This is a genomic window from Roseateles sp., assembly GCF_036404855.1.
GTDB lineage: Bacteria > Pseudomonadota > Gammaproteobacteria > Burkholderiales > Burkholderiaceae_C > Pelomonas.
The window spans coordinates 1-21308 of sequence record NZ_DASWYS010000038.1 but is presented as its reverse complement, the minus strand read 5'-3'; the positions used below and the strand labels follow the sequence as shown (position 1 = coordinate 21308).

19 protein-coding genes are annotated in these 21308 nt (G+C 68.1%); 12 read left to right on the top strand and 7 right to left on the bottom strand.

From position 1 onward, the window contains the following. The 5 genes from VGF12_RS02305 to VGF12_RS02285 all read right to left on the bottom strand — a co-directional run. Positions 1 to 625, bottom strand: a 625-nt coding sequence (locus VGF12_RS02305) for an ACP S-malonyltransferase (protein ID WP_331174431.1), incomplete at its 3' end; no start/stop codon positions are given. Positions 626 to 682: 57 nt separating this feature from the next. Next, the gene (locus VGF12_RS02300) at positions 683 to 1681 is read right to left on the bottom strand and encodes a beta-ketoacyl-ACP synthase III (RefSeq protein WP_331174430.1); all 999 of its coding nucleotides are present in this window, start codon (positions 1679 to 1681) and stop codon (positions 683 to 685) included. Continuing rightward, positions 1678 to 2790, bottom strand: a complete 1113-nt coding sequence (plsX, locus tag VGF12_RS02295; RefSeq protein WP_331174429.1) for a phosphate acyltransferase PlsX — start codon at positions 2788 to 2790, stop codon at positions 1678 to 1680. Before plsX ends, VGF12_RS02300 begins: the two co-directional genes overlap by 4 nt. A 111-nt stretch (positions 2791 to 2901) precedes the next feature. Then, positions 2902 to 3087 (bottom strand): 50S ribosomal protein L32, encoded by a 186-nt coding sequence (rpmF, locus tag VGF12_RS02290; protein WP_056876082.1) that lies wholly within the window; start codon positions 3085 to 3087, stop codon positions 2902 to 2904. Between the two features lie 173 nt (positions 3088 to 3260). Then, the gene (locus VGF12_RS02285; RefSeq protein ID WP_331174428.1) at positions 3261 to 3812 is read right to left on the bottom strand and encodes a DUF177 domain-containing protein; all 552 of its coding nucleotides are present in this window, start codon (positions 3810 to 3812) and stop codon (positions 3261 to 3263) included. A 32-nt stretch (positions 3813 to 3844) separates the two neighbouring features. On the opposite strand from VGF12_RS02285, the gene VGF12_RS02280 reads away from it, so the two are divergent. Together VGF12_RS02280 and VGF12_RS02275 are read left to right on the top strand one after the other, a co-directional pair. Then, the gene (locus tag VGF12_RS02280; RefSeq protein ID WP_331174427.1) at positions 3845 to 4420 is read left to right on the top strand and encodes a Maf family nucleotide pyrophosphatase; all 576 of its coding nucleotides are present in this window, start codon (positions 3845 to 3847) and stop codon (positions 4418 to 4420) included. Beyond that, complete coding sequence (locus VGF12_RS02275) at positions 4417 to 5202, top strand: SAM-dependent methyltransferase (RefSeq protein ID WP_331174426.1); 786 nt, start codon at positions 4417 to 4419, stop codon at positions 5200 to 5202. Before VGF12_RS02280 ends, VGF12_RS02275 begins: the two co-directional genes overlap by 4 nt. On the opposite strand, the gene VGF12_RS02270 is transcribed toward VGF12_RS02275, so the two are convergent. Both VGF12_RS02270 and VGF12_RS02265 read right to left on the bottom strand, forming a co-directional pair. After that, a complete protein-coding gene (locus VGF12_RS02270; RefSeq protein ID WP_331174425.1) occupies positions 5199 to 6686 on the bottom strand; it encodes a DEAD/DEAH box helicase in 1488 nt (495 codons plus the stop codon). The two genes, VGF12_RS02275 and VGF12_RS02270, sit on opposite strands and share 4 nt — an antisense overlap. 37 nt (positions 6687 to 6723) lie before the next feature. Then, complete coding sequence (locus VGF12_RS02265) at positions 6724 to 7815, bottom strand: glycosyltransferase (RefSeq protein WP_331174432.1); 1092 nt, start codon at positions 7813 to 7815, stop codon at positions 6724 to 6726. Positions 7816 to 8191: 376 nt separating this feature from the next. Between VGF12_RS02265 and VGF12_RS02260 the strand changes: the two genes are divergently transcribed. Genes VGF12_RS02260 through VGF12_RS02215 form a run of 10 tightly spaced genes read left to right on the top strand, consistent with a single transcriptional unit; the run spans position 8192 to position 21308 of the window. After that, positions 8192 to 9970, top strand: coding sequence for an SLBB domain-containing protein (locus VGF12_RS02260; RefSeq protein WP_331174424.1), 1779 nt, complete (start codon positions 8192 to 8194; stop codon positions 9968 to 9970). Between the two features lies 1 nt (position 9971). Continuing rightward, entirely contained in the window at positions 9972 to 11054 is a 1083-nt protein-coding gene (locus VGF12_RS02255; RefSeq protein WP_331174423.1) for a Wzz/FepE/Etk N-terminal domain-containing protein, read from the top strand. A gap of 26 nt (positions 11055 to 11080) precedes the next feature. After that, complete coding sequence (locus tag VGF12_RS02250; RefSeq protein WP_331174422.1) at positions 11081 to 12520, top strand: lipopolysaccharide biosynthesis protein; 1440 nt, start codon at positions 11081 to 11083, stop codon at positions 12518 to 12520. A 24-nt stretch (positions 12521 to 12544) separates the two neighbouring features. Beyond that, on the top strand, positions 12545 to 13882 hold the full coding sequence (locus VGF12_RS02245; RefSeq protein ID WP_331174421.1) for an O-antigen polymerase: 1338 nt from the start codon (positions 12545 to 12547) through the stop codon (positions 13880 to 13882). Further along, positions 13882 to 14658 carry a GNAT family N-acetyltransferase gene (locus VGF12_RS02240; protein WP_331174420.1) on the top strand — a complete coding sequence of 259 codons (777 nt, stop codon included), beginning with the start codon at positions 13882 to 13884 and terminating at the stop codon, positions 14656 to 14658. The genes VGF12_RS02245 and VGF12_RS02240 overlap by 1 nt, the downstream gene beginning before the upstream one ends. After that, complete coding sequence (locus VGF12_RS02235) at positions 14655 to 15797, top strand: glycosyltransferase (protein ID WP_331174419.1); 1143 nt, start codon at positions 14655 to 14657, stop codon at positions 15795 to 15797. The genes VGF12_RS02240 and VGF12_RS02235 overlap by 4 nt, the downstream gene beginning before the upstream one ends. After that, positions 15794 to 16531 carry a DUF2334 domain-containing protein gene (locus VGF12_RS02230; RefSeq protein WP_331174418.1) on the top strand — a complete coding sequence of 246 codons (738 nt, stop codon included), beginning with the start codon at positions 15794 to 15796 and terminating at the stop codon, positions 16529 to 16531. Before VGF12_RS02235 ends, VGF12_RS02230 begins: the two co-directional genes overlap by 4 nt. 3 nt (positions 16532 to 16534) lie before the next feature. Further along, on the top strand, positions 16535 to 18460 hold the full coding sequence (asnB, locus tag VGF12_RS02225; protein WP_331174417.1) for an asparagine synthase (glutamine-hydrolyzing): 1926 nt from the start codon (positions 16535 to 16537) through the stop codon (positions 18458 to 18460). Continuing rightward, a complete protein-coding gene (locus VGF12_RS02220; RefSeq protein WP_331174416.1) occupies positions 18457 to 20517 on the top strand; it encodes a glycosyltransferase in 2061 nt (686 codons plus the stop codon). Before asnB ends, VGF12_RS02220 begins: the two co-directional genes overlap by 4 nt. Then, positions 20514 to 21308, top strand: coding sequence for an FkbM family methyltransferase (locus tag VGF12_RS02215; protein WP_331174415.1), 795 nt, complete (start codon positions 20514 to 20516; stop codon positions 21306 to 21308). The genes VGF12_RS02220 and VGF12_RS02215 overlap by 4 nt, the downstream gene beginning before the upstream one ends.

Below are 21308 nucleotides of genomic sequence, written 5' to 3'. Positions count from 1 at the left end.
GCTTCATCAGGCTGGAATGGAAAGGAGCTGACACCGGCAGCTGCAGCGCGCGCTTGGCGCCCGCGGCCTTCAGCATCTCGGCGGCCTTCTCGACGCCGGCCTTGCTGCCAGCGATCACGGTCTGCTTGGGGTCATTGAAGTTGACCGCTTCGACCACCTCGCCGCTGCTGGCTGCCACCTGCAGGCAGGTCTCGCGCACGGTCGCACCGTCCAGGCCCAGGATGGCATACATCGCACCGGCACCCACCGGCACGGCCTCCTGCATGGCCTGCGCCCGGAAACGCACGAGCGGCAGCGCGTCGGCCAGGCTCAGCGCGCCGGATGCGACCAGGGCGGTGTACTCGCCCAGCGAGTGGCCGGCCGCCGCAACGGGCACGGCGCCCGTCTCGGCGACAAAGGCGCGCCAGCAGGCGATGCCAGCCGTCAGCATGACAGGCTGGGTGTTGGTGGTCAGGTCCAGCTGTTCCTTCGGGCCGGCGTGGATCAGCGCGGCGATGTCCTCGCCGAGCGCCGCCGAGGCCTCTTCCAGCGTCCGACGTACTTCGAGATGGTCGCCCCAGGCGTCGAGCATGCCGACGGCCTGCGAGCCTTGGCCGGGAAAGACAACGGCAAAAGGTGCAGTCATAGATTCAGTTCCAGTTCGATGGCGGTCCAGGCCCGCCGTCGCGGCAGGCCGGGATCGCTAGTACTTCAACAGGGCGGCGCCCCAGGTGAAGCCGCCGCCCACGCCTTCCAGCATGAGGGTGTCACCGCGCTGGATGCGGCCGCTGCGCACCGCAACGTCCAGCGCCAGCGGCACGGAGGCCGCCGAGGTGTTGCCATGCTCGTCGACGGTGACGATGAGCTTGTTCAGGTCCATCTTCAGCTTCTTGGCCGTGCCCTGCATGATGCGGATGTTGGCCTGGTGCGGGATGAGCCAGTCGAGGTCGGCATCCGTCATGCCGGCCTTGTCCAGGACCGAGCGCGCGACTTTCTCCAGCACGCCGACGGCGAGCTTGAAGACGGCCTGGCCGTCCATCTTCAGCAAGGGGCTGCCGAGCACGTTGCCGCCGGAGACGGTGCCAGGGGTGCAGAGCACCTCGACATGACGCGAGTCGGCGTGCAGTTGGGTCGCCAAGATGCCCGGCTCGCTGCTGGCACCCAGCACGACCGCGCCGGCGCCGTCGCCGAACAGCACGCAGGTGGTGCGGTCCTTGAAGTCGAGGATGCGCGAGAACGTCTCGGCGCCGACGACCAGGGCCTTGTTGGCCGCGCCGCTCTTGATCATGGAGTCGGCCACGCTCAGCGCGTAGACGAAGCCCGAGCAGACGGCCTGCACGTCGAAGGCCGCGCAGCCGTGCACGCCCAGCTTGCGCTGCAGCAGGCAGGCAGTGGACGGGAACACCATGTCGGGCGTGGACGTCGCGACGATGATGAGGTCGAGTTCCTCGGCAACGATGCCGGCCGCATCAAGCGCCGCCTGCGCGGCCGGGAAGGCCAGGTCGCTCGAAGTCTGGTCGGGGGCCGCGAAATGGCGCGCGCGAATGCCGGTGCGCTCGACGATCCAGTCGTCGGACGTCTCAATGCCATCGGCTGCAAGGCGCGCAGCCAGATCCTGATTGGTCACCCGGTCGGCGGGCAGAAAGCTGCCGGTGCCAAGGATGCGGGAATAGCGGGGGGTGTTGATTCCAGTGGGGCTCATGCAGCCTGCGCGACGGAACTCGCCGCGTTGTCTCCAGCATCGCCCGCCTTCGCTTGCAGCGTGGCGACGATGCGGTCGTGGACCCGGTCAAGCAGCCGGTTGCGGGCGGCATCATAAGCGCGGGCCAGCGCCTGCTCGAATGCAAAGGCGTCGGCTGAGCCATGGCTCTTGAACACCAGGCCGCGCAGACCCAGCAGCGCTGCACCGTTGAATCGGCGGTGGTCGACACGGTGCTTGAAGGCCTTCAGCACCGGCATTGCCACCACGGCAGCAGCCTTGGTCAAGAGGTTGCGGCTGAATTCCTCCTTGATGAAGGCGCCGATCATGGTGGCCAGGCCTTCGGAGGTCTTGAGCATGACGTTGCCGACGAAGCCATCGCAGACGACGATGTCCGTCGTGCCCTTGTAGATGTCGTTACCCTCGACGTTGCCGAAGAAGTTGAGCTGACCGGCCGCGCCCGCTGCGCGCAGCAGCTCGCCGGCCAGCTTGATGGTCTCGCTGCCCTTGATGGCCTCTTCGCCGATGTTCAGCAAACCGACGCTGGGCTCTTCGATGCCGTCAACGGCAGAGACCAGCGCGCTGCCCATGACGGCGAACTGCAGCAAGTGCTCCGCCGTGCAGTCGACGTTGGCGCCCAGGTCCAGGACGGTCGTGAAGCGGCCGCACTGGTTGGGCATGACGGTGGCAATCGCGGGCCGGTCGATGCCGTCCAGCGTTTTCAGCAGATAGCGGGCGACGGCCATCAACGCGCCGGTGTTGCCAGCCGACACACAGGCATGCGCCTGGGCCGGGTTGCCGTCGCGGTCGGCCTTGAGCTGCTGGAGGGCGACGCGCATGGACGAGTCGCGCTTGCGGCGCAGCGCGACCTCGACCGGGTCTTCCATTGTGACGACCTCGCTGGCCGCGACGACCCGGCAGCGAGGCCAGGCCGCGGCGGCCTTCAGCGCCTCGGGCTTGCCGACGAGGATGAGTTCGGCGCCGGGGTGCTTGTCGAGAAAAGCGCGGCAGGCCGGCAGCGTGACCGAGGGGCCGTGGTCGCCGCCCATGCAGTCGACGGCCAGGCGGATCGGTTCGGGCGATTCACGCAAATCACGCAAAGGGGCGGTCATTCCAGTGGTTTCGGTGAGCCACAAAGACCAAACCCGGCACTGCGTGATACGCAGGCCGGGTCGGCAGATTCATCGATGGTTTGGCGCCGCGCCAGGCGGCACCCGGCACCATCAGGCCGCGTCGGCCTTGCTCTTCAGCACCTTGCGGCCACGATAGAAGCCGGTGGGGCTGATGTGGTGACGCAGATGCACTTCGCCCGTCGTCGGCTCGATGGCCGTGCCCGGGGTCACCAGGGCATTGTGCGAACGGTGCATGCCGCGCTTGGAAGGCGACTTCTTGTTTTGCTGAACAGCCATGAAATTCTCCAGAATCTGCGGGGTTTGGGGGCGGACTTTGGGGCACTACCCCGGGGAGTGAGATCAAGGCTCGAACTCCAGACCGCAGAAAAGCCCATGAGTGTAGCACCGGATCATCAATTCGCCAAGCCGCGCCGCATTGACCGCGGGGAATGGCGAACTTGGCCATGGCGTCAGCTGTCGCTCCGCTTCAGCGCGGCCAACTTGGCAAAGGGATTCGGGCGCTCCTCGACTTCGAGCTCCGCCTCGTCGTCCACCTGAGGCAAGGGCTCGGGGCAGACCTCATGACGCGGCACCAGCGGCAGCGCCAGCAGCATTTCGTCCTCAATCAGCTCGCGGGCATCCAGATGTCGCGGCAGCGCCAGCACGTCGTCATCGCTGTCGACGTCCAGCGCCGCGGCTTCGGCCTCGGTGTCGACGAAGCGGATCCAGCGGTCAATGTCGATGTCCTCGAACACCGGCTTCAGGCAGCGCTGGCAGGTCAGCGCCACCTGGCCCGCGGCGGTCAGGTGCAGCCAGGTCTGAGGCTTGCCGCCCTTGGGCTGGCGGATTTCTCCCTGCAGGCTCCAGCCCAGCGCCGGCCAGCCGCTGGCAGGGGCCTCGGGGGCTGCTGCATCGGCCAGACGCTCCAGTGAGGCCGCCGGCCATTCGCCGGCCAGGCTGGCTGCGTCATGGGCCAGGGCGGCGACGTCAAGCTTCTCGGGAACAAAGGCGCGCGATTTCATGGTCAGGAGTTTAGGCGGGGGAGAATGCCCTGATGCCCCCTCTGATCCTCGCCTCGACCTCCCGCTATCGACGGGAATTGCTCACCCGGCTGCGCCTGCCGTTCGAGGCGGTGGCCCCCGAGGTTGACGAGACCGCCCTGCCTGGCGAGGCGCCAGCAGCGCTGGCCGAACGACTGGCGCTCGCCAAGGCCCGGGCCGTCGCCGCGCTGCGGCCGGGCGCCGTCGTCATCGGCTCCGACCAAGTCGCCGATCTCGGCGGCGAAACCATCGGCAAGCCGGGCACGCACGAGGCCGCGACGGCGCAACTGCGGCGCATGAGCGGCCGGGAAGTGGTCTTCCAGACTGCCGTGGCCGTCGTCGCCCCCGGCCTCGCCGCCATCGAGCGCGCCGAGGTGCGCGTGCGTTTTCGCGAGCTGGGTGATGCCGCCATCGAAGCCTACCTGCGCGCTGACCAGCCCTATGACTGCGCCGGCAGCGCCAAGGTCGAGAGCCTGGGCGTTGCGCTGCTGGAAGCGGTGCAGTCCGACGATCCGACGGCCCTGGTCGGCCTGCCGCTGATCCGCACCTGCGCGCTGCTGCGCCGCGCCGGCCTGGAGCCCCTGGCATGAGCTCGGCGAAAGGCCGGCTGATCCTGATGCCCAACACGCTGGACTTCGGCGTGGACGACTCCCTGGACCTGCGCGAGGTGCTGCCCCAGCGCGTCATCGAGCAGGCCGCCTCGCTCCGCCATTGGGCGGCCGAGAATGCGAAAACGACCCGGGCGCTGCTCAAGCGCGTGGATGCCGTGACGCCCTTGGCCCAACCGTTGCAGGCGGTGCAGATCACCGAGCTCCCGCGTCCGCCCAAGGGGGGGCATTCGGCCGGCAAGCCGACGGCTGACGACGCCGCCTGGCGCGCGCTGCTGGAGCCGGCTTTCGCCGGACATGATCTGGGGCTGATCTCCGAAGCTGGCCTGCCCGCGGTGGCCGACCCGGGCGCACGCCTGGTCGCCCTGGCCCATGAGGCCGGCATCGACGTGCTGCCGCTGTCCGGCCCCAGCTCCCTGCTGCTGGCGCTGGCCGCCAGCGGACTGAACGGCCAGAGCTTCGCCTTCGTCGGCTACCTGCCGGTGGACGCGGGCGGGCGCGCAGCCCGCATCCGCGAACTGGAGACACTGTCGGCCCGGGCCGGACAGACTCAACTGCTGATCGAAACGCCCTACCGCAACGAAGCGCTGCGCGAGGCGCTGCTGGCGACGCTGAAGCCGACCACGCGGCTGTCCATCAGTGTCGGCCTGACACTGCCAGGCGGCTGGACACGCACCGCGACGGTGTCGGACTGGAAACGGGGCAGCAGCGCCACCAGCGCCCTGCCTGACCGCATTCCGGCGGTGTTCGCGCTGCTGGCTTAGGAGTCGACGGGTACGGCCTTCTTGGCGCCGAACAGTGCCGCGACCTGGCGCTTGGGCTTGATATAGCTGGACAGGCCCTTGCCCACACCGGATGGCGCGACCGTCTTGGCCTTTTCCCAGGCGGGGGCGGTATCGCGCGAACCGGCTTCGTAGGGCTTGTCGAAGAAGGGATCGGCAGGCGGCGCCGGCGGACGGTAGGCCGGGCGCGCGGGGCGTTGTTGCGCCGTCTCGTCGCGCTCCCCACCCTCGTCGCGGCGGCGGCGCTCGAAGCGCGGGCGATCGCCACCTTCGAGCTCGAAGGCGTCGAGGTCGATCTTGCGCTTGATCAGTTTCTCGATGTCGGCGACGAGGCGGGCATCCGCCTTGGTCACCAGCGTGACCGCCAGGCCGGACGCGCCAGCGCGGCCGGTGCGGCCGATGCGGTGGACATAGTCCTCGGCGTTGAAGGGCACGTCGTAGTTGAAGACGGCCGGCAGGTCGGCGATGTCCAACCCCCGGGCCGCGACGTCCGTGGCCACCAGGACGTCCACCTCGCCGCGCTTGAAAGCATCCAGCGACTTCAGGCGCTCGTCCTGCGACTTGTCGCCATGCAGGGCGGCCGTTCGCAGGCCGTCGCGCTCAAAGGCGCGCGCCAGGCGGGCCACGCCGAGCTTGGAGTTGCCAAAGACGATGGCCTGGCGGATGGCGCGATCCTTCAGGATCTGGCGAATGATGGCGCGCTTGTCGTCGTCGGTCGCGCTGTAGAAGCGCTGCTCGACGGTGGACGCGGTCTGGTTGGGCCGCGCCGTCTCGACCAGGATGGGCTCCTGCAGGTAGCTCTGGGCCAGGCGCTTGATCTCGGGCGAGAACGTGGCCGAGAACAGCAGCGTCTGGCGTGCCTTGGGCAGGAAGCTGAGGATGCGCTGCAGGTCGGGCAGGAAGCCGATGTCCAGCATGCGGTCGGCTTCGTCGAGCACGACGTATTCGACCTGGTTGAGCACGCAGTTCTTGGCCTCGATGTGGTCCAGCAGGCGGCCCGGCGTGGCGATCAGCACCTCGACGCCGGCCTTGAGCTGGGCGGTCTGCGGCTTCATGTCGACGCCGCCGAAGACGACGGCTGAGCGCAGTTGGGTGTGCTTGGCGTACTTCTTGACGTTGTCGGCCACCTGGTCGGCCAGTTCACGCGTGGGCGCAAGCACCAGGGCGCGCACCGGATGGCGGGCTGGCGAGACGCTGGCGGTCTCGTGCTTGAGCATGCGCTGAAGCAGCGGAATGGAAAAGGCCGCCGTCTTGCCCGTGCCGGTCTGCGCAGCGCCCATGACATCGCGCCCCTCCAGGACGATCGGAATCGCCTTGGCCTGGATGGGCGTCATGGTCAGATAGCCGGAATCGGCGACCGCGCGGAGCAGCTTGGCGTCCAGTGGCAAGGTGTCGAAACGGGCAGGAATCGCGGGGGGCGCGTCGACTGCGGTAGCGCCCTGGGGCGAAGAGACTGTGTCGCTCATAGCCCTCGATTATCGCCGGGCCGCAAATTGCACGCGTTCAGCGCCGAACCACCATCCATTTGGGCGTCTTGAAACGCACGATTCGCCTGTACAGCATCACGTAGATCAGGCCGAAGGCCACCATGCACGCCACGATCATCGGCGTCGAATCCCAGAACAGCAGGGCCGGCGCCAGCGACGTCAGACACAGCATCCACAGATAGGGCGCGGTCATCGAGTTGCGGCGGGTCAGGACCCGCGCATCGCGAGCGCCGATGGCCCAACGCATCAGCCGTCGGTAGATCAGAGAGTGGAGATGGATGCCGTCGGGCAGCCCCGGCGGCACGGAACGGACGATCTTTCGCCGATAGATGGAGAACACCGTCTCGAAGACCGGGTAGATGCAGACCATCAGCGGGAACAGCGGCGACACCTCGGCGTTGCGGCTGATCAGCAAGATGCCGATCTCGGCAAGATAGAAGCCCAGGAAATAGGCCCCCCCATCGCCGAGAAAGATCAGCCCCGCAGGGAAGTTCCAGACGAAGAACCCGAGAGCCGCGCCGACGCCGGCCAGCGCCCACAGCGCCAGCGTCACATCGCCCACCTGGTAGGCCACATAGGCGAAGGCGAGCAGCATCAGGCTCACGCACATGGACGACAGGCCATTGAAGCCATCGATGATGTTGACGGCGTTGGCCACACCCGCCACCGTGAACACGGTGGCCACCCACGCCCCCAGCGCCGTCGACACCAGCCAATCCAGGCCGGGCAGATCCGTGCGCGTGATGGTCGCGCCAATCAGCCAGATGCCCAGCGCAGCAGAAACCGCCGTCGCCAGCAAGCGTTTGGCGGGAGACACCCGCTTGGTCATGTCTTCGACCAGGCCCGCTAGAAAGGCGGGCAGCCCGCAGGCCAACATCAGAGCGCCGAGCCGCCAGGTGGCGTGGTGCGCCCACGCAGCCACGGCCACGCAGGCAACCAGCCCCAGGAACATGCCCACGCCGCCGACCCGCGGAACGGGGCGCACATGGAACTTCTGAGGCCCCGACAGATCGTGGTCGGTCCACCGGTGGCTGTCACGTCCCGCCGCATGCACGACAGCCAGGGTCACGGCCGCGGACACGGCGAAAGGAAGGACGAAATACAGCATCTGGCGACAGTTTACCGGCCCGTACAATGATGGGTTTGGCAATCGCGCCGCAGAAATGCAGCTTCGCGCATCCACGATCCGGTGCAGCCGAGGCGCTTTCTCGGGAGCCTTCCCAGGACCCATGGCGACCCTTGCAACCCAGTTCCGCCACCCAGGTCTCACTATGCATTTTCGCGTTCGCCACACCTCCAGCGCCCGCCAGATCTTTGCTTGGACAGCCCTCTGCTTCGGGCTGATGGGCGCAGCCGGATGGGCCTCGGCAGCTGACAGCAACGACCGCAGCAAGACAGACAGCAGCGACACCCGCGACAGCTCCAGCTCGACATCGGACATCGACGGCAGCGATGGCTTGGTGCAGCTGAAGGGTACGCCGTACATGTCCACCAGTCCGCGGCTGACCGACGAGGACCTGGATCGCCTCATCAAGGCCCGCGCCCCCAAGCCCTACAAGCCGGGCGAGTTCGAGCTCTATGTCAACCGGCTGGTCAGCCCTGCGCAGGTGGATCGTTTTCTGCAGGCGGCGGGACAGCCCGGCAACGGTGACGCTAAGCAGCCTGCGGTCGACCTTCCCATCCGGCGGCTCGGTGCTGACTTGATGCTCGACGAAACCGGTTCGATCCGCGGCACGGACACGGCTCGCGAGATCCCGCCCGACTACCGCATCGGCATCGGCGACGAATTGCTGGTGACCTTGTGGGGCGCAGTCTCCGGCGAGATCCGCGTGACCGTGGACCGCAACGGCCGCATCACAATTCCGCGCGTCGGGCCTGTGCTCGTCGCAGGGGTGCGCTACGCCGACCTGTCGGACACCATCAGCGCACCGGTCAGCAAGGTCTTCCGCAATTTCAAGGTCAGCGCGTCGCTCGGACGCCTGCGCTACATCCGCATCTATGTGACGGGCTACACCGCGCAGCCCGGCGCCTACTCGGTCAGCAGCCTGTCCACGGTGCTGACGGGCTTGATGCGCGCGGGCGGCCCTTCGGCCGCCGGCAGCTTCCGCAACATCGAACTGCGCCGCCAGGGCCAGACCGTGGCCCGCTTCGACCTCTACAGCCTGTTGTTGCAGGGCGACCAGTCCGCCGACCGGCCTCTGCAGGCCAACGACGTCCTGTACGTCGGTCCGGTGGGGCCGCAGGTGGCCGTGCTGGGCAGCATCAACAAGCCTGCCGTGCTGGAAATCAAGTCCGGCGAGACGGTGAGCGACGCACTGGCGATGGTGGGGGGCCTCAGCACGGTCGCCGACCGGACGCGGGTAGCGACCGAACGGTTGACCGAACGCCTGGGCCGGCGCCTGATCGAGTTCAACCTGCCGGCAGACGGCAAGCAGCCGCTGGAGAACGGCGATGTGATGCGGGTGTTCAGCAGCATCAGCGCGGTGCTGCCGCAGAACAAGCAGTTCAAGCACGTCCGCATCGATGGGGAAGTCAATCGCCCCGGCGAGTACATCCTCCCCCCCAACGCCACGTTGCAGGATGCGCTGCAGGCTGCCGGCGGACTGACGGCCGACGCCTACGTCTTCGGCACCGAGTTCACTCGTGAAAGCGTGCGCGTCGCCCAGCAGGAGAACTACGACCGCGCGCTGCGCGATCTGGAAACGGAGTTCACCCGCGCCACCTCCACGCAACGGGCCATCAGCGCCGATGAGGCCGCAGCCCAGCAAGCCCGGGCAGCAGGCGTCACGCGCCTGATCGAACGGATGCGAGCCGTCCGCCCGAACGGTCGCCTGGTGCTGCAGATGAGCCAGAAGAGTCCCAGCCTGCCGGTGCTGCGCATCGAGGACGGCGACCGTCTGGCCATCCCCGCGCTCCCCAACACGGTGAGTGTTTTCGGCAGCGTGTTCAACGCAGGCAGCTATCTGTACCGGGATGGCAGCAGCATCGATGACGTGATGAAACTCGCCGGTGGGGCCACCCGCGGCGCCGACACGGCCAGCACCTTCGTGCTGCGCGCGAACGGCAGCGTCGTGAGTGCACGGCAGGAGTCCGGCTGGTTCGGTGGCAACACCTTCGCCGGCCTGCCCGCCGTCCCCGGCGACACCGTGTTCGTGCCGGAAGAGCTGGACAAGACCACCTTCACGCAATCGATGAAGGAATGGACGCAGATCCTGTACCAGTTCGGCCTGGGCGCAGCCGCCCTGCAAGCGATCCGGAAGTGACATGACGACCAACGACGCCTCGACGGAATCTCTGTTCCGCATCCTCACCCCTCATTGGCGTGCCATCGCCGCGACAGCCTTTGCGGCTGGCGTGCTCGGCGCGGCCGGCAGCTTCCTCATCCCGCCGACCTACACGGCCCGCGCCTCCTTCATCAGCCCCCAGCCGCAGCAGAACAGCATGGCGGCGGCGCTGGCCTCGCTCGGGGCGCTGTCGGGGCTGGCCGGCGCCGTGACCGGCGGCGTCAAGAGCCCGGCAGATCAGTACGTGAGCCTGCTGCAGAGCGTCAATCTCTCCGACCGCATCATCGACAAGTTCAAGTTGGTCGATGTCTATGACGTCAAGTTCAAGGCCGACGCCCGCAAGGAGCTGGCAGAGAACGCGCGATTCAGTGTCGGCAAGAAGGACAGCATCATTGCCATCGAGGTCGATGACCACGACCCCAAGCGCGCGGCCGAGATGGCGAACACCTATCTGCAGGAGCTGCGCGCGCTGTCCGACGGGCTGACGCTCACCGAGGCCCAGCAGCGGCGCGTCTTCTTCGAGCAGCAACTGAAGCAGACCCAGGCCGCCCTGAACACGGCGCAACAGGCGCTGCAGAAGAGCGGCTTCAATCCGGCCGCCCTGAAGTTCGAACCCAAGGCCACCGGCGAGATGTACGCCAAGCTGCAAGCGCAGTTGGTGGTGTCCGAGCTCAAGCTGCAGGCCATGCGCCGCAGCATGAGCGACGACGCCATCGAAGTGCAGCGGCAACTGGTCATCGTCAATGGATTGCGCGATCAGCTGTCCCGCCAGGAGCGGCCAGGCAGCAGTCCGTCCGACCAGAACTACGTCTCCACCTACCGCGACTACAAGTACCAGGAAGCGCTGTTCGACATCTTTGCCCGCCAGTACGAACTGGCCAAGGTGGACGAGGCGAAGAACGCCAACCTGTTCCAGGTCATTGACGTGGCCGCCCCACCCGAACGCAAGAGCAAGCCCAAGCGCAGCGTCATCGCGCTGGGGGCCATGTTCGGTGGTTTCCTGCTTGCCTGCTTCTGGTACCGGCGCAAACACCTGCAGTCGCTCGCCCCGCTATCCGCATGAGCGGCTAGCGCAGATCGGGTCGTCTCGTGCTGCGACACGCGAGCATCTATTTCCTGTTTCGTGCAGGCAACGGCGTCGTCGCACTGCTGAGCCTGATGCTGCTGACCCGCTGGCTGCCCGCCGAGCAGTACGGGCGTTATGCGCTCGGCATCTCCGGCGCCAACGTCATCGCCGCATTGGGCTTTCAGTGGCTGAACGTGTCAGTGGGCCGCTTCCACGGCTCGCGTGGTGTCGCACCCGACCAGCTGTTCAACACAGCGCGACGTTGCGCCGCCGTGGTCGGCGCCGCTGTTTTGCTGGGTGCGCTGGTCCTCGCGGCGCTGGACTGGCCGGTCGCCGGCTCGTCCGGCTTCGTGCTGACGGTGGCGGCCCTCGGCGTGACACTTGGCGTGCACGGCCTGCACATGCAGTTCATGAATGCACGCCAGGACGTGATGCGCTACGGCTGGCTGACCGCATCCCGCGCCTGGCTGGCACTGGGGCTGACCTTGGCCGCCGTGTGGAGCGGCGGGCTGGCCACCGCCGCGTTGGCCGGCACGTTGGTCGGGAGCGCCGTGGCCGTCGCGCTGCTGGGTGCGCGCAAGCCCCGCCCGTCCGATGCGGCCCAGCCGCAGTCGGGCTTGGCACCCGAGCTGCTTCGTTTCGGACTGCCGCTGTCGCTGACGTACCTGTCCATCGTCATCCTCGACGCCGGTGACCGCTTCATGCTCAACCATTGGCACGGCCCGGCCGCTGTCGCGGCCTATGGCGCGGCCTTCGACCTCGTCCAACAGATCCTGGGCGCGGCCCTGAACGTGCTCTACCTGGCCGCCTACCCCAAGGTCATCGCGGCCTGGGAGCGCGACGGCAACGAGGCCGCCAAAGCCGCACTGGCCCCCCTGCGGCGGGCGACGCTGACGCTGGCGCCGCTCGGTGCGTTGCTGTTCGCCGGCCTCGCGCCGGAAATTTCCCGGCTGATGCTCGGCGCCCACGTGGCTGCCCAAGCGGCCGCCGTCATGCCGGCCATCGCCTTGGCCGTTGCCTTCAGCGGCATGCGGGCCTTCTGCTTCGACATCGCCCTGCACCTGCGCCGCGCCACTCGGCTGCACGTCACGACCACCGCGCTGATGGCGGGACTCAATCTGGCCCTCAACCTGATGTTGATCCCGCGCTTTGGCGCCTGGGGAGCAGCCGTCGCCTCGGCCGCCGCCTTCGCGCTGGGCGCCGCCTTGAGCCTTTGGTTTGGCCGGGTGGACGGCCTGTTCGACAATGTCTGGATCGACCTCGCCCGCAGCGCCGTCGCCGTCCTCGCCGGCTGGGCCTGCATGCAGGTGACGCGGTCGCAGCTGATGGCGCTGCCGGCGCTGTCGCAGGGCGGCCTGATCGAGACCACCCTGCCGCTTCTGCTGCTGTGCGCCGCCATTGGCGGCGCGGCCTATCTGGGAACCAGCGAACTCATCCGCGTCGCCCAGCGACGATATCTTTAGCCCCGCGTACCAGGTACTGACGTCATGGTTTACGACTTCGCGCTGTTCTGCGCCCTGATGCTGGCCGGCCTGGCCTATGCGTCCATGCGCATTACCGGGCGCGCCGACAACCCCGCCACACTGCTGTGCGGCATCTGGGCAGTCATCTTCCCGCTGTACTGGCTTTCCGGCGATCTCTTCTATCCGGTCGATGTGTCGACCCTCATCCTGCTGGTGCTGGCCCCGGTCGTCTTCTTCATCGGCGCGATGGCCAACGCCGAGGTCAGGACCCGGCCCATGGTCGCGCCCGAGACCGCAGCGCCGGCGCCCGGCAATGCCGCTTTCAATGCCGCTTTGCGCGCTGGCGTCATCCTGTGGCTCGTAATCCTGCTGGCCTGCCTGCCCGCCTATTTCGCGCACTTCGCCGGCGAGGTGTCGGACGACTCCCAGATCAATTTCATTGCCGCCATCCGGCTTGCAACCTTGCAGAACGAAGGGGACGTCACCGACTTCAGCCCCCTGAAGAACCTGCAGCCCTTCTCCTACGCGTTGCCTCTGGTGTCGCTGATCGCCTTCCAAGGTCAGAAGGTCAAGGGCACGTTCATCACGCTGGTGGCCATGATCCTGGCGATCTGCTACGGACTGCTGACCGGCTCGAAATCGGTGGTTCCCAGTCTCGCCGTCTCTTTTTGCGTCGTGCTGGTCGCCAAGAACAACGGGCGACTCCGCGGTTCGGGAACGTTGCCCATCATGGCCGCCGGCATCATCGGCTTCCTGACCCTGATCCGCTACGTCAACTACACCTTCGCCGAGGACGCCAACGAATGGGATCTCTGGGTCGCGGCAATCCAGGGCATCACGTCCTATCTCTGCGCGCCCATCGCGGGTCTGAACCTCTATCTGAACAGCCCAGAGACCTACGACCTCAGCCCGCAGCAACTGGCGCGCCCGTTCTACTACATCGCCAACTCGCTGCTGCATCTCGTGGGCCGCGCGCCGCTGGTGGAGCTTCCGTCCATGCACCTGAAGTTCTTCAACCCCGGCGCGGGGTTCCGGGGCCTCGACTTCAATACCTACACCTATCTGGGCTCCTACATCGAGACGACGAACCAGTACCTATTCCTCATCTTCCCCTTCGGGTTGAGCCTGCTGCTCGCGCGCCTGCACCGGCTGGCCACGCCACGCAACATCTTCGCGCTGCTGCTCTACGCCTACGTCGCCAGAGCCCTCGCCCTGTCGTTCGGCGGCGAGATGCTGATCATGGACATCGCCAACATCATCAAGTTCGCCGTGGTTCTCTGGGTCATGGTCTCGCTGACGCCCACGCTCATCGGCAAGGTGCAGTCCTGGTACCGGCTGCCCCGTGCCACGACGCCCGCCTGATGCCCTGCAGTCCGCTCTATATCGATCGCAGCCGGTTCGGCCTGCGCCTGCGCGACTTGTTCTTCGCCGATGGCCAGGGGTTGCCCTCATCGGGCATCGACCTCATCCACGCCGTCCAGTCGCCCACGCCCGGCGACGGTGCGACCGACTTCTATACCTCCCTCATCGACCTTGGCCGCGATGAAGCCGAGCTGCTGGAGGGCATCAGCAAGGGCTTCCGCTACGAGATCCGCCGCGCCGCCGACAAGGACGGCCTGGTCACACAATTCACAGCGGCACTCGACGCGCCAGCACTCACCCGCTTCGCCGACCACTACGACGCCTTCGCCGCCAGCAAAGGCATCGCGCCGGCGAACCGCGCCAAGCTCACAGCGCTCGCCGCCCGTCAGGCCCTGGTACTGGCCATCGTCGGAGACGAAGAAGGCCGCTGGCTGGCTGCCCATCTCTACCTTGTCGACGGGCGGCGCGCGCGCCTGTACCACTCCGCCAGCACGGCGGCCGACGGCGCCGATCGCCAGCGCGTGGGTCGCGCCAACAAGCTGCTGCACTGGCGCGCGCTGCAGCATTTCAAGGCCGAGGGCCTGGCCCTCTACGACATGGGCGGCATCTCGATGGGCGAGGCACTGAAGGCCATCGACGACTTCAAGCAGTCCTTCGGCGGCGAGCTCACCCGCGAGTACAACTGCCTGCTGCCCGTCAGCTGGAAGGGCCGGCTGGCCCTGCGCGTGCTGCGGCTGGCGCAGGCGGTTCGACGCTTTCGCGGCGACCCGAGATGAGCGCGCCCCGCCCGCTCGTGCACGTCGTCGCCGGTCTCGGCGCCGGTGGCGCCGAGACCTTTCTGCTGCGCCTGCTGCGCGCCGACCCGCGGCTGCGCGAAGCCTCCCGCATCGTCTCGATCCGGCCACTGGATGCGCTGTCTGCGCAGTTCGAAGCCCTTGGCGTGCCGGTGCTCAAACTGCCGCTGGCCGCCAATCTGCGCCTGCCCGGCCATCTGCTGGCGCTGCGTCGCACGCTGGCCGACAAGGACACCCGCCTGATCCAGAGCTGGCTCTACCTGTCCGACACGCTGGCCGCGGTGCTGGGCGCCGGCAAGCCGGTCGTCTGGGGCATCCGCAGCAGTCACGGCGCCCGCGGCAAACGGCTCACCGGCCTGCTCGCCCGGCGCGTCAACCCCTGGCTGTCCTCGCGCGGACCGGCCACCATCGTCTGCTGCGGCCAGCAGGCACTGGAAGCGCATCGTGCGCTCGGCTACGCAACCGAACGTCTGCACCTGATTCCCAACGGCTACGAGATCGATCGCTTCGAGCCCGACCCAGCAGCCGGCGCCGCGCTGCGCGCTGAGCTGGGGCTCGCGCCCGACGCCTTCGTGGTCGGCATGGCGGCGCGCACCGACATCTACAAGGACCACGGCACGCTGCTGCAGGCCGTGGCCCTGGCCCGCAAGCAACTCCCCAACCTGCACCTCCTGCTGTGCGGCAAGGGCACCGACGAAGAGCCCATCGCAGCGTTGATCCGCCACCATGGCCTCGAGGGCGTATGCCTGCCACTGGGCTTGCAGGGCGACATGCGGCGCTTCTACGCCGCCCTCGACCTGCATGTGCTGTCCAGCCGCTCCGAGGGCTTCCCCAACGTCGTCGCCGAGGCCTCGCTCTACGGCTGCGGCAGCCTGTCCACCGATGTCGGCGATGCCCGCGCGCTGCTGGCCGACCCGGCCTCGCTGATCCCACCCGGCGATGCCTCGACAATGTGCGAACGCATCCTCGCCTTCCAGGCCCTGCCACCCGCGGGCCGGGCGCAACAGATCGCCGCCAACCGCGCAGTCGTCGCCAGTCAATTCGACATGAACCGCATCGCCCAGCTCTACCGGGCCACCTACGAAGCCCTCGCTCCCGGCCTGCTGGGAGGGCAAACTTGAGCCGCTTCGTCATCCGCTTCGACGACGTCTGCCCGGGCATGGCCTGGGCACGCTTCCAGCCTTTTCTGGACTTCTTCGATCGCCATCCCAAGGTCATGCCGCTGCTCGGCGTCGTGCCCGACAACCGTGACCCCAAGCTCGACGTGGCGCCGCCGCGCGCCGACTTCTGGGACCTGGTGCGCCAATGGCATGCACGCGGCTGGACCCTGGCCCAGCACGGCACCACGCACGAGTACAGCCAGCCTGGCGGCGGCCTGCTGGGGGTGGGCACCAAGAGCGAGTTCGCGGGTCTGCCGCTGGACGCGCAGCGGGAGAGGCTGGCACGCGGCCAGGCCATCCTGAAGCGCGAGGGCGTCTGGCAGCCCTGCTTCATGGCCCCGTCGCACAGCTTCGACCACAACACGCTGCGAGCACTGCACGAGCTGGGTTTCGAGGCCGTCACCGACGGCTACGGCCTGTACCCCTACGAACTTGAAGGCATCACCCTGGTCCCCCAGCTGTTCAGCACACCCCGCCACGTTGGCTTCGGCATCTACACGCTGTGCCTGCACGTCAACTCGATGAGCGATGCCCGTCTCGCCGCCACACTGCGCTTCATGACGCAAAACGCCAGCCGCCTCATCGGCTTCGACGAGGCGCGTCGCACCCACGCCCCGCGCCTGCTGGCGCCGGCGGCCCGCGCCATCAGCAGCTCTGCGCTGCGCGCCTTGCGCCAAGCGCGGCACGGAGGCTGAACCATGTGCGGCATTGCAGGCGACTGGGACTTCCAGGCCCGGCGCAGTGAAGGCGACACGCTGGCGCGGCTGAGGCAGATGGCCGGCGCCATTGCCCACCGCGGCCCTGACGGGGACGGCTTCTGGTGCGACCCGGCGCGCGGCATCGGCCTGGCACACCGACGCCTCGCCATCGTCGACCTGTCGCCGGCCGGGGCGCAGCCCATGGCCTCCGTCACGGGTCGCTACACGCTCGTCTTCAACGGTGAGATCTACAACCATGCGTCGCTGCGCAGTGCCGTGGACGACCTCCAGCCGACGGCCTGGCGCGGCCACTCCGACACCGAAGCCCTGCTTGCCGCCATTGAATGCTGGGGACTTGAAGGGGCGCTGCAACGCAGCGTCGGCATGTTCGCCATCGCGCTGTGGGACGCACAGGACGAGGCGCTCTACCTCGTCCGAGACCGCGCCGGCGAAAAGCCGCTGTACTACGCCCAGAACTCCGCGGGTCTGGCGTTCGCGTCCGAGCTGCCGGCACTACGCGCCAGCAGCCGCCTGAGCGGCCAGGTGGACGTGCAGGCCTTGGCCAGCCTGCTGCGCAACGGTTACATCGCGGGCGGCCTCAGCATCGAGGCCGGCGCACGCCAGGTGCCGCCGGGTGAATGGCTGCGCATCGCACGCAATGGCACGTTGAGCGCGCATCGCTATTGGTCGCCGCCCGCCATGGCTCAGGCCAACGACGCCAGCGACGCCGAACTGCTCGACGCGCTGGAGCACCTGCTCGAAGACGCCATCGGCCTGCAGCTGATGGCCGATGTGCCGGTCGGCGCCTTCCTGTCCGGCGGCATCGACTCATCGCTGATTGCCGCCCTCGGCCAGAAACGCGCCAACGGCCGCTTGCGGACCTTCACCATCGGCTTTGACGAGGCCGCCTACAACGAGGCCCCCCACGCCGCCGCCGTGGCTCGGCACCTCGGTACCGAGCACAGCGCCGTGCAGGTCAGCGGGCGCGATGCACTCGACCTGGTGCCGCGCCTGGCCGCGATCTACGGCGAGCCCTTCGCCGACCCCTCTGCGCTGCCGACCGCCTTGCTGATGCAGGCCGCACGCCGCCATGTCACCGTGGCGTTGTCGGGTGATGCCGGCGATGAGCTCTTCGCCGGCTACGCGCGCTATCAGCAATACCCTGCCAGCTACAGCACCACGCGCCGCCTGCCCGGCCCGCTGCGCCGCGCCCTGCCCGGCCTGCTGGGCCATGGCCGCGGCCCGCTGCTCGACCGCCTCGGGCGCGGCCTGGGCCGCCCGCAGCTGGGCGACCGCCTCCACAAAGCGCTGCCGCTGCTTGGCGCCGACAGCTTCCCTGAGTTCGCGCAGGCGTTCGCGTCGTTGTGGCGCGACCCGGCGGAGCTGCTGCTCGCGCCCGTTGCTTCCCTCGCACCGGGCTACGGCCGCATGGCCGACGACGGCACCGCCCTCGGCCGGGCCGACGCGATGAGTCGCCATGACGTCCTCGACTACCTGCCGCAGGACATCCTAGTCAAGGTGGACCGGGCGGCCATGGCCGTGAGCCTGGAGACGCGCACACCACTGCTCGACCATCGCATCGTCGAGTTCGCGCTGGGCCTGCCCATCGAGCGCAAGCTGCGTGCCGGCCCCGGTGGGCTGCAAGGCAAATGGCCGCTGCGCGCGCTGCTCTCGCGCCACGTGCCAGACGACATCATCAATCGCCCCAAGCAGGGCTTCACCGCCCCCATCGGGCCCTGGTTGCGCGGCGAGCTGAAAGACTGGGCCGAGGGGCTGCTGTTCGAGCGCAGGACCGAAGAGCTCGGCCTGTTCCGCGGCGCCGTGCTGCGCGAGCATTGGCAGCAGCACCAGAGCGGGCGGCGCGACTGGTCCCGCAAGCTCTGGCCGGTGTTGATGTTCCTGCAGTGGCAGGCGGGGCGTCCATGAAGGTCGCCATCATTGCCAACTCGGCCTGGTACCTGCACAACTTCCGGCTCAATCTGGCCCAGGAACTGCAGCAGGCGGGTCATCAGGTGCTGTTCATCAGCCCGTTGGATGCCTACGTGAAGAAGCTGCAGGCCGCGGGGTTTGAGCACCTGAACTGGGAAGTCGCCAGCGCCGGCATGAATCCGCTTGCCGAGCTGGGCTCTGTCTGGCGCCTGCGCAAGCTGCTGATGCACCGGCAGATCGATGCGCTGCTGGCCTACACGCCCAAGGCCAACATCTACAGCGGCCTGGCGTTGTGGGGCCAGAACACCGTCTTCCTGCCCAACATCTCCGGACTGGGACGGGCTTTCATCCGGCCGTCGGCGATCACGCTGCTGGTCGTCCAGCTCTACCGCCTGGCACTGCGGCAGGCCCAGCGCGTCATCTTCCAGAACATGGACGACCTCGGCGTGTTCACCGCCCGGGGCGTCATCACGCGCGGCCGTGCCGTCCGCGTGCCGGGCTCGGGGGTGGATCTGCGGCGTTTCACGCCGTCGGGACGCCTGCCCGGCGACGGGCCGCAAACGCATTTCCTGTTCGTCGGCCGCCTGCTCAAGGACAAAGGAGCCGTCGAGTTCGCCGAGGCCGCCCGGCTGCTGAAACACGAATTTCCGGCTCTGCGCTTCACGCTGCTGGGCTCGTCCACCTCGGACAACCCCACGGCAGTCAGTGCCGCGCAGTTGCGCGAATGGAAGGCCGCCGGACTTGTCGAGCATCAGGAACATCTGGACGACGTGCGTCCTCTGATCGACGCCGCCGACTGCGTGGTGCTGCCCTCTTACCGGGAAGGCGTGCCCCGCAGCCTGCTCGAAGCCGCCGCCATGGCCAAGCCGCTGATCACGACCGATGCCCCCGGTTGCCGCGACACCGTGGTCGACGGCGACAACGGCTACCTGTGCCAGCCGCGCTCGGCGGCGTCGCTGGCGCAGGCGATGCGTCGCTTCATCACCCTCGACCCGAGCCAGAGACGCTCGATGGGACTGCGCAGCCGGGCTCTGGCCGAGGCTGTCTTCGACGAGCGCCTCGTCATCGACCAGTACCTGCGCCTGCTCAGCCATCCCACACCGCCGGTCGCCATGCCGGGCGCGGGCATCAGTGCGCCGGTGCTACACCCGGTCGAAGGCCTGCCCACCGTGCACGTGCTGCTGGCCGCCTACTGTGGCGAGACCTGGCTGGACGACCAGCTCGACACCTTGCTCAGCCAGCAAGGCGTCAATCTCACCGTCACCGCAGGCGACGATGCGTCGAGCGACGGCACGCTGCAGGCGCTGCGCCGCCGCGCCGCCACCGACCCGCGCATCACGGTCACGGCCAGCGACAAGCGGCTAGGCTCGGCGGCCGCCCACTTCTATCACCTGCTCAAGCAGGCCCGGCACTGCACCGCGGACTACATCGCACTGGCCGACCAGGACGATGTGTGGGAGCCGAACAAGCTGGCCCGGCACATCGCGCTGGCGCGTAGTCAGGGCGCCGCCGGCGTGTCCTCCGACGTCATCGCGTTCTGGCCCAACGGGCGCAGCAAGTACATCCGCAAGTCCCACCCCCAGCGGCGCTGGGACCATCTGCTCGAACCTCCCGGACCGGGTTGCACCTTCCTGATGACGCGCGCCCTGGCCCTGGAGTGCGCGGACTGGATCGAACAGCTGGAGCGTAGTGGCGTCGGGCCGCTGCCCAAGCACGACTGGTTCATCTACCTCGTTGCGCGCTCCAGCGGCTACCGCTGGCACGTCGAGAACGCCAGCAGCATGTTCTACCGCCAGCACCCACACAACGAGGTGGGTGCCAACGCCGGCCCCAAGGCCGTGTTGCTGCGCCTGCACGAGCTGCTGCGTGGCGGCTACCACCAGCAGATCCGGCATGCGATCCGCGTCTCGCGCATCGTTGCCCAGCAGCGCCAGCAACCCCAGCCGCCAGCCCATCTGAGCGCGCTGCAACTGCTGCGCCATGGCCGACGCCGCCGGCATGAGGCGCTCATCCTGGCCCTGTTCTCCCCGTTCGGCATCCGCGCAGACGCATGACGACGACGCCCACTCCCGATGATCGCCCGTCGCTCTGGCGGCGCGCGCTGCGGCGGCTGCGCCGCTCGCTGGACTACCGGTGCCTGCACTGGCACAGGCTTGGCGAGCATCAGCAGGCCGACTACCTGCGCCGTTTGTTCGAGCTGTTGCAGGTCGACCTGGTCATCGATGTCGGCGCCAACCGCGGGCAGTACGCGGACTTCATCCGACGGCGCGTCGGCTACCGCGGCGCGATGATCAGCTTCGAGCCCATCCCCGCCCTGGCGCGCGAGCTGGCGCGGCGCGCGGAAAGCGACCCGCACTGGACCGTCCACGCCACGGCGCTCGGCGCGCGGGCCGAGACCCGTCCTTTCAACATCGCGCAGAGCTCACCGATGAGTTCGTTGCTGACGCCCTCCACGCAGGCCACGTCGCGGCTCGCTGACTTCAATACCGTGCAACAGACGCTGGACGTCCGCGTCGAGACGCTGGACGCCGTCCTGGCCGCCGCGCCGCACTGCCGCAACATCTACCTCAAACTCGACGTGCAGGGCTATGAACGCGAAGTCCTGAACGGCGCGCCGGCCAGCCTGCCGCGCGTCGCGGCGATGCAGGCCGAACTCAGCGTCGTGCCGTTGTACGAGGGCCAGCCTCACTACCTCGATTTGCTGGGCCACATCGAGTCGCTGGGCTATCTGCCCTCGCTGATTCCCGCTCACAACCCTGAGCACTTCCCTCTGCTGATCGACTTCGATTGCCACTTCGTACGCCGCGAGCGGCTCGCCGAGCTGGGTGGGTTGAATCGTGCCTGA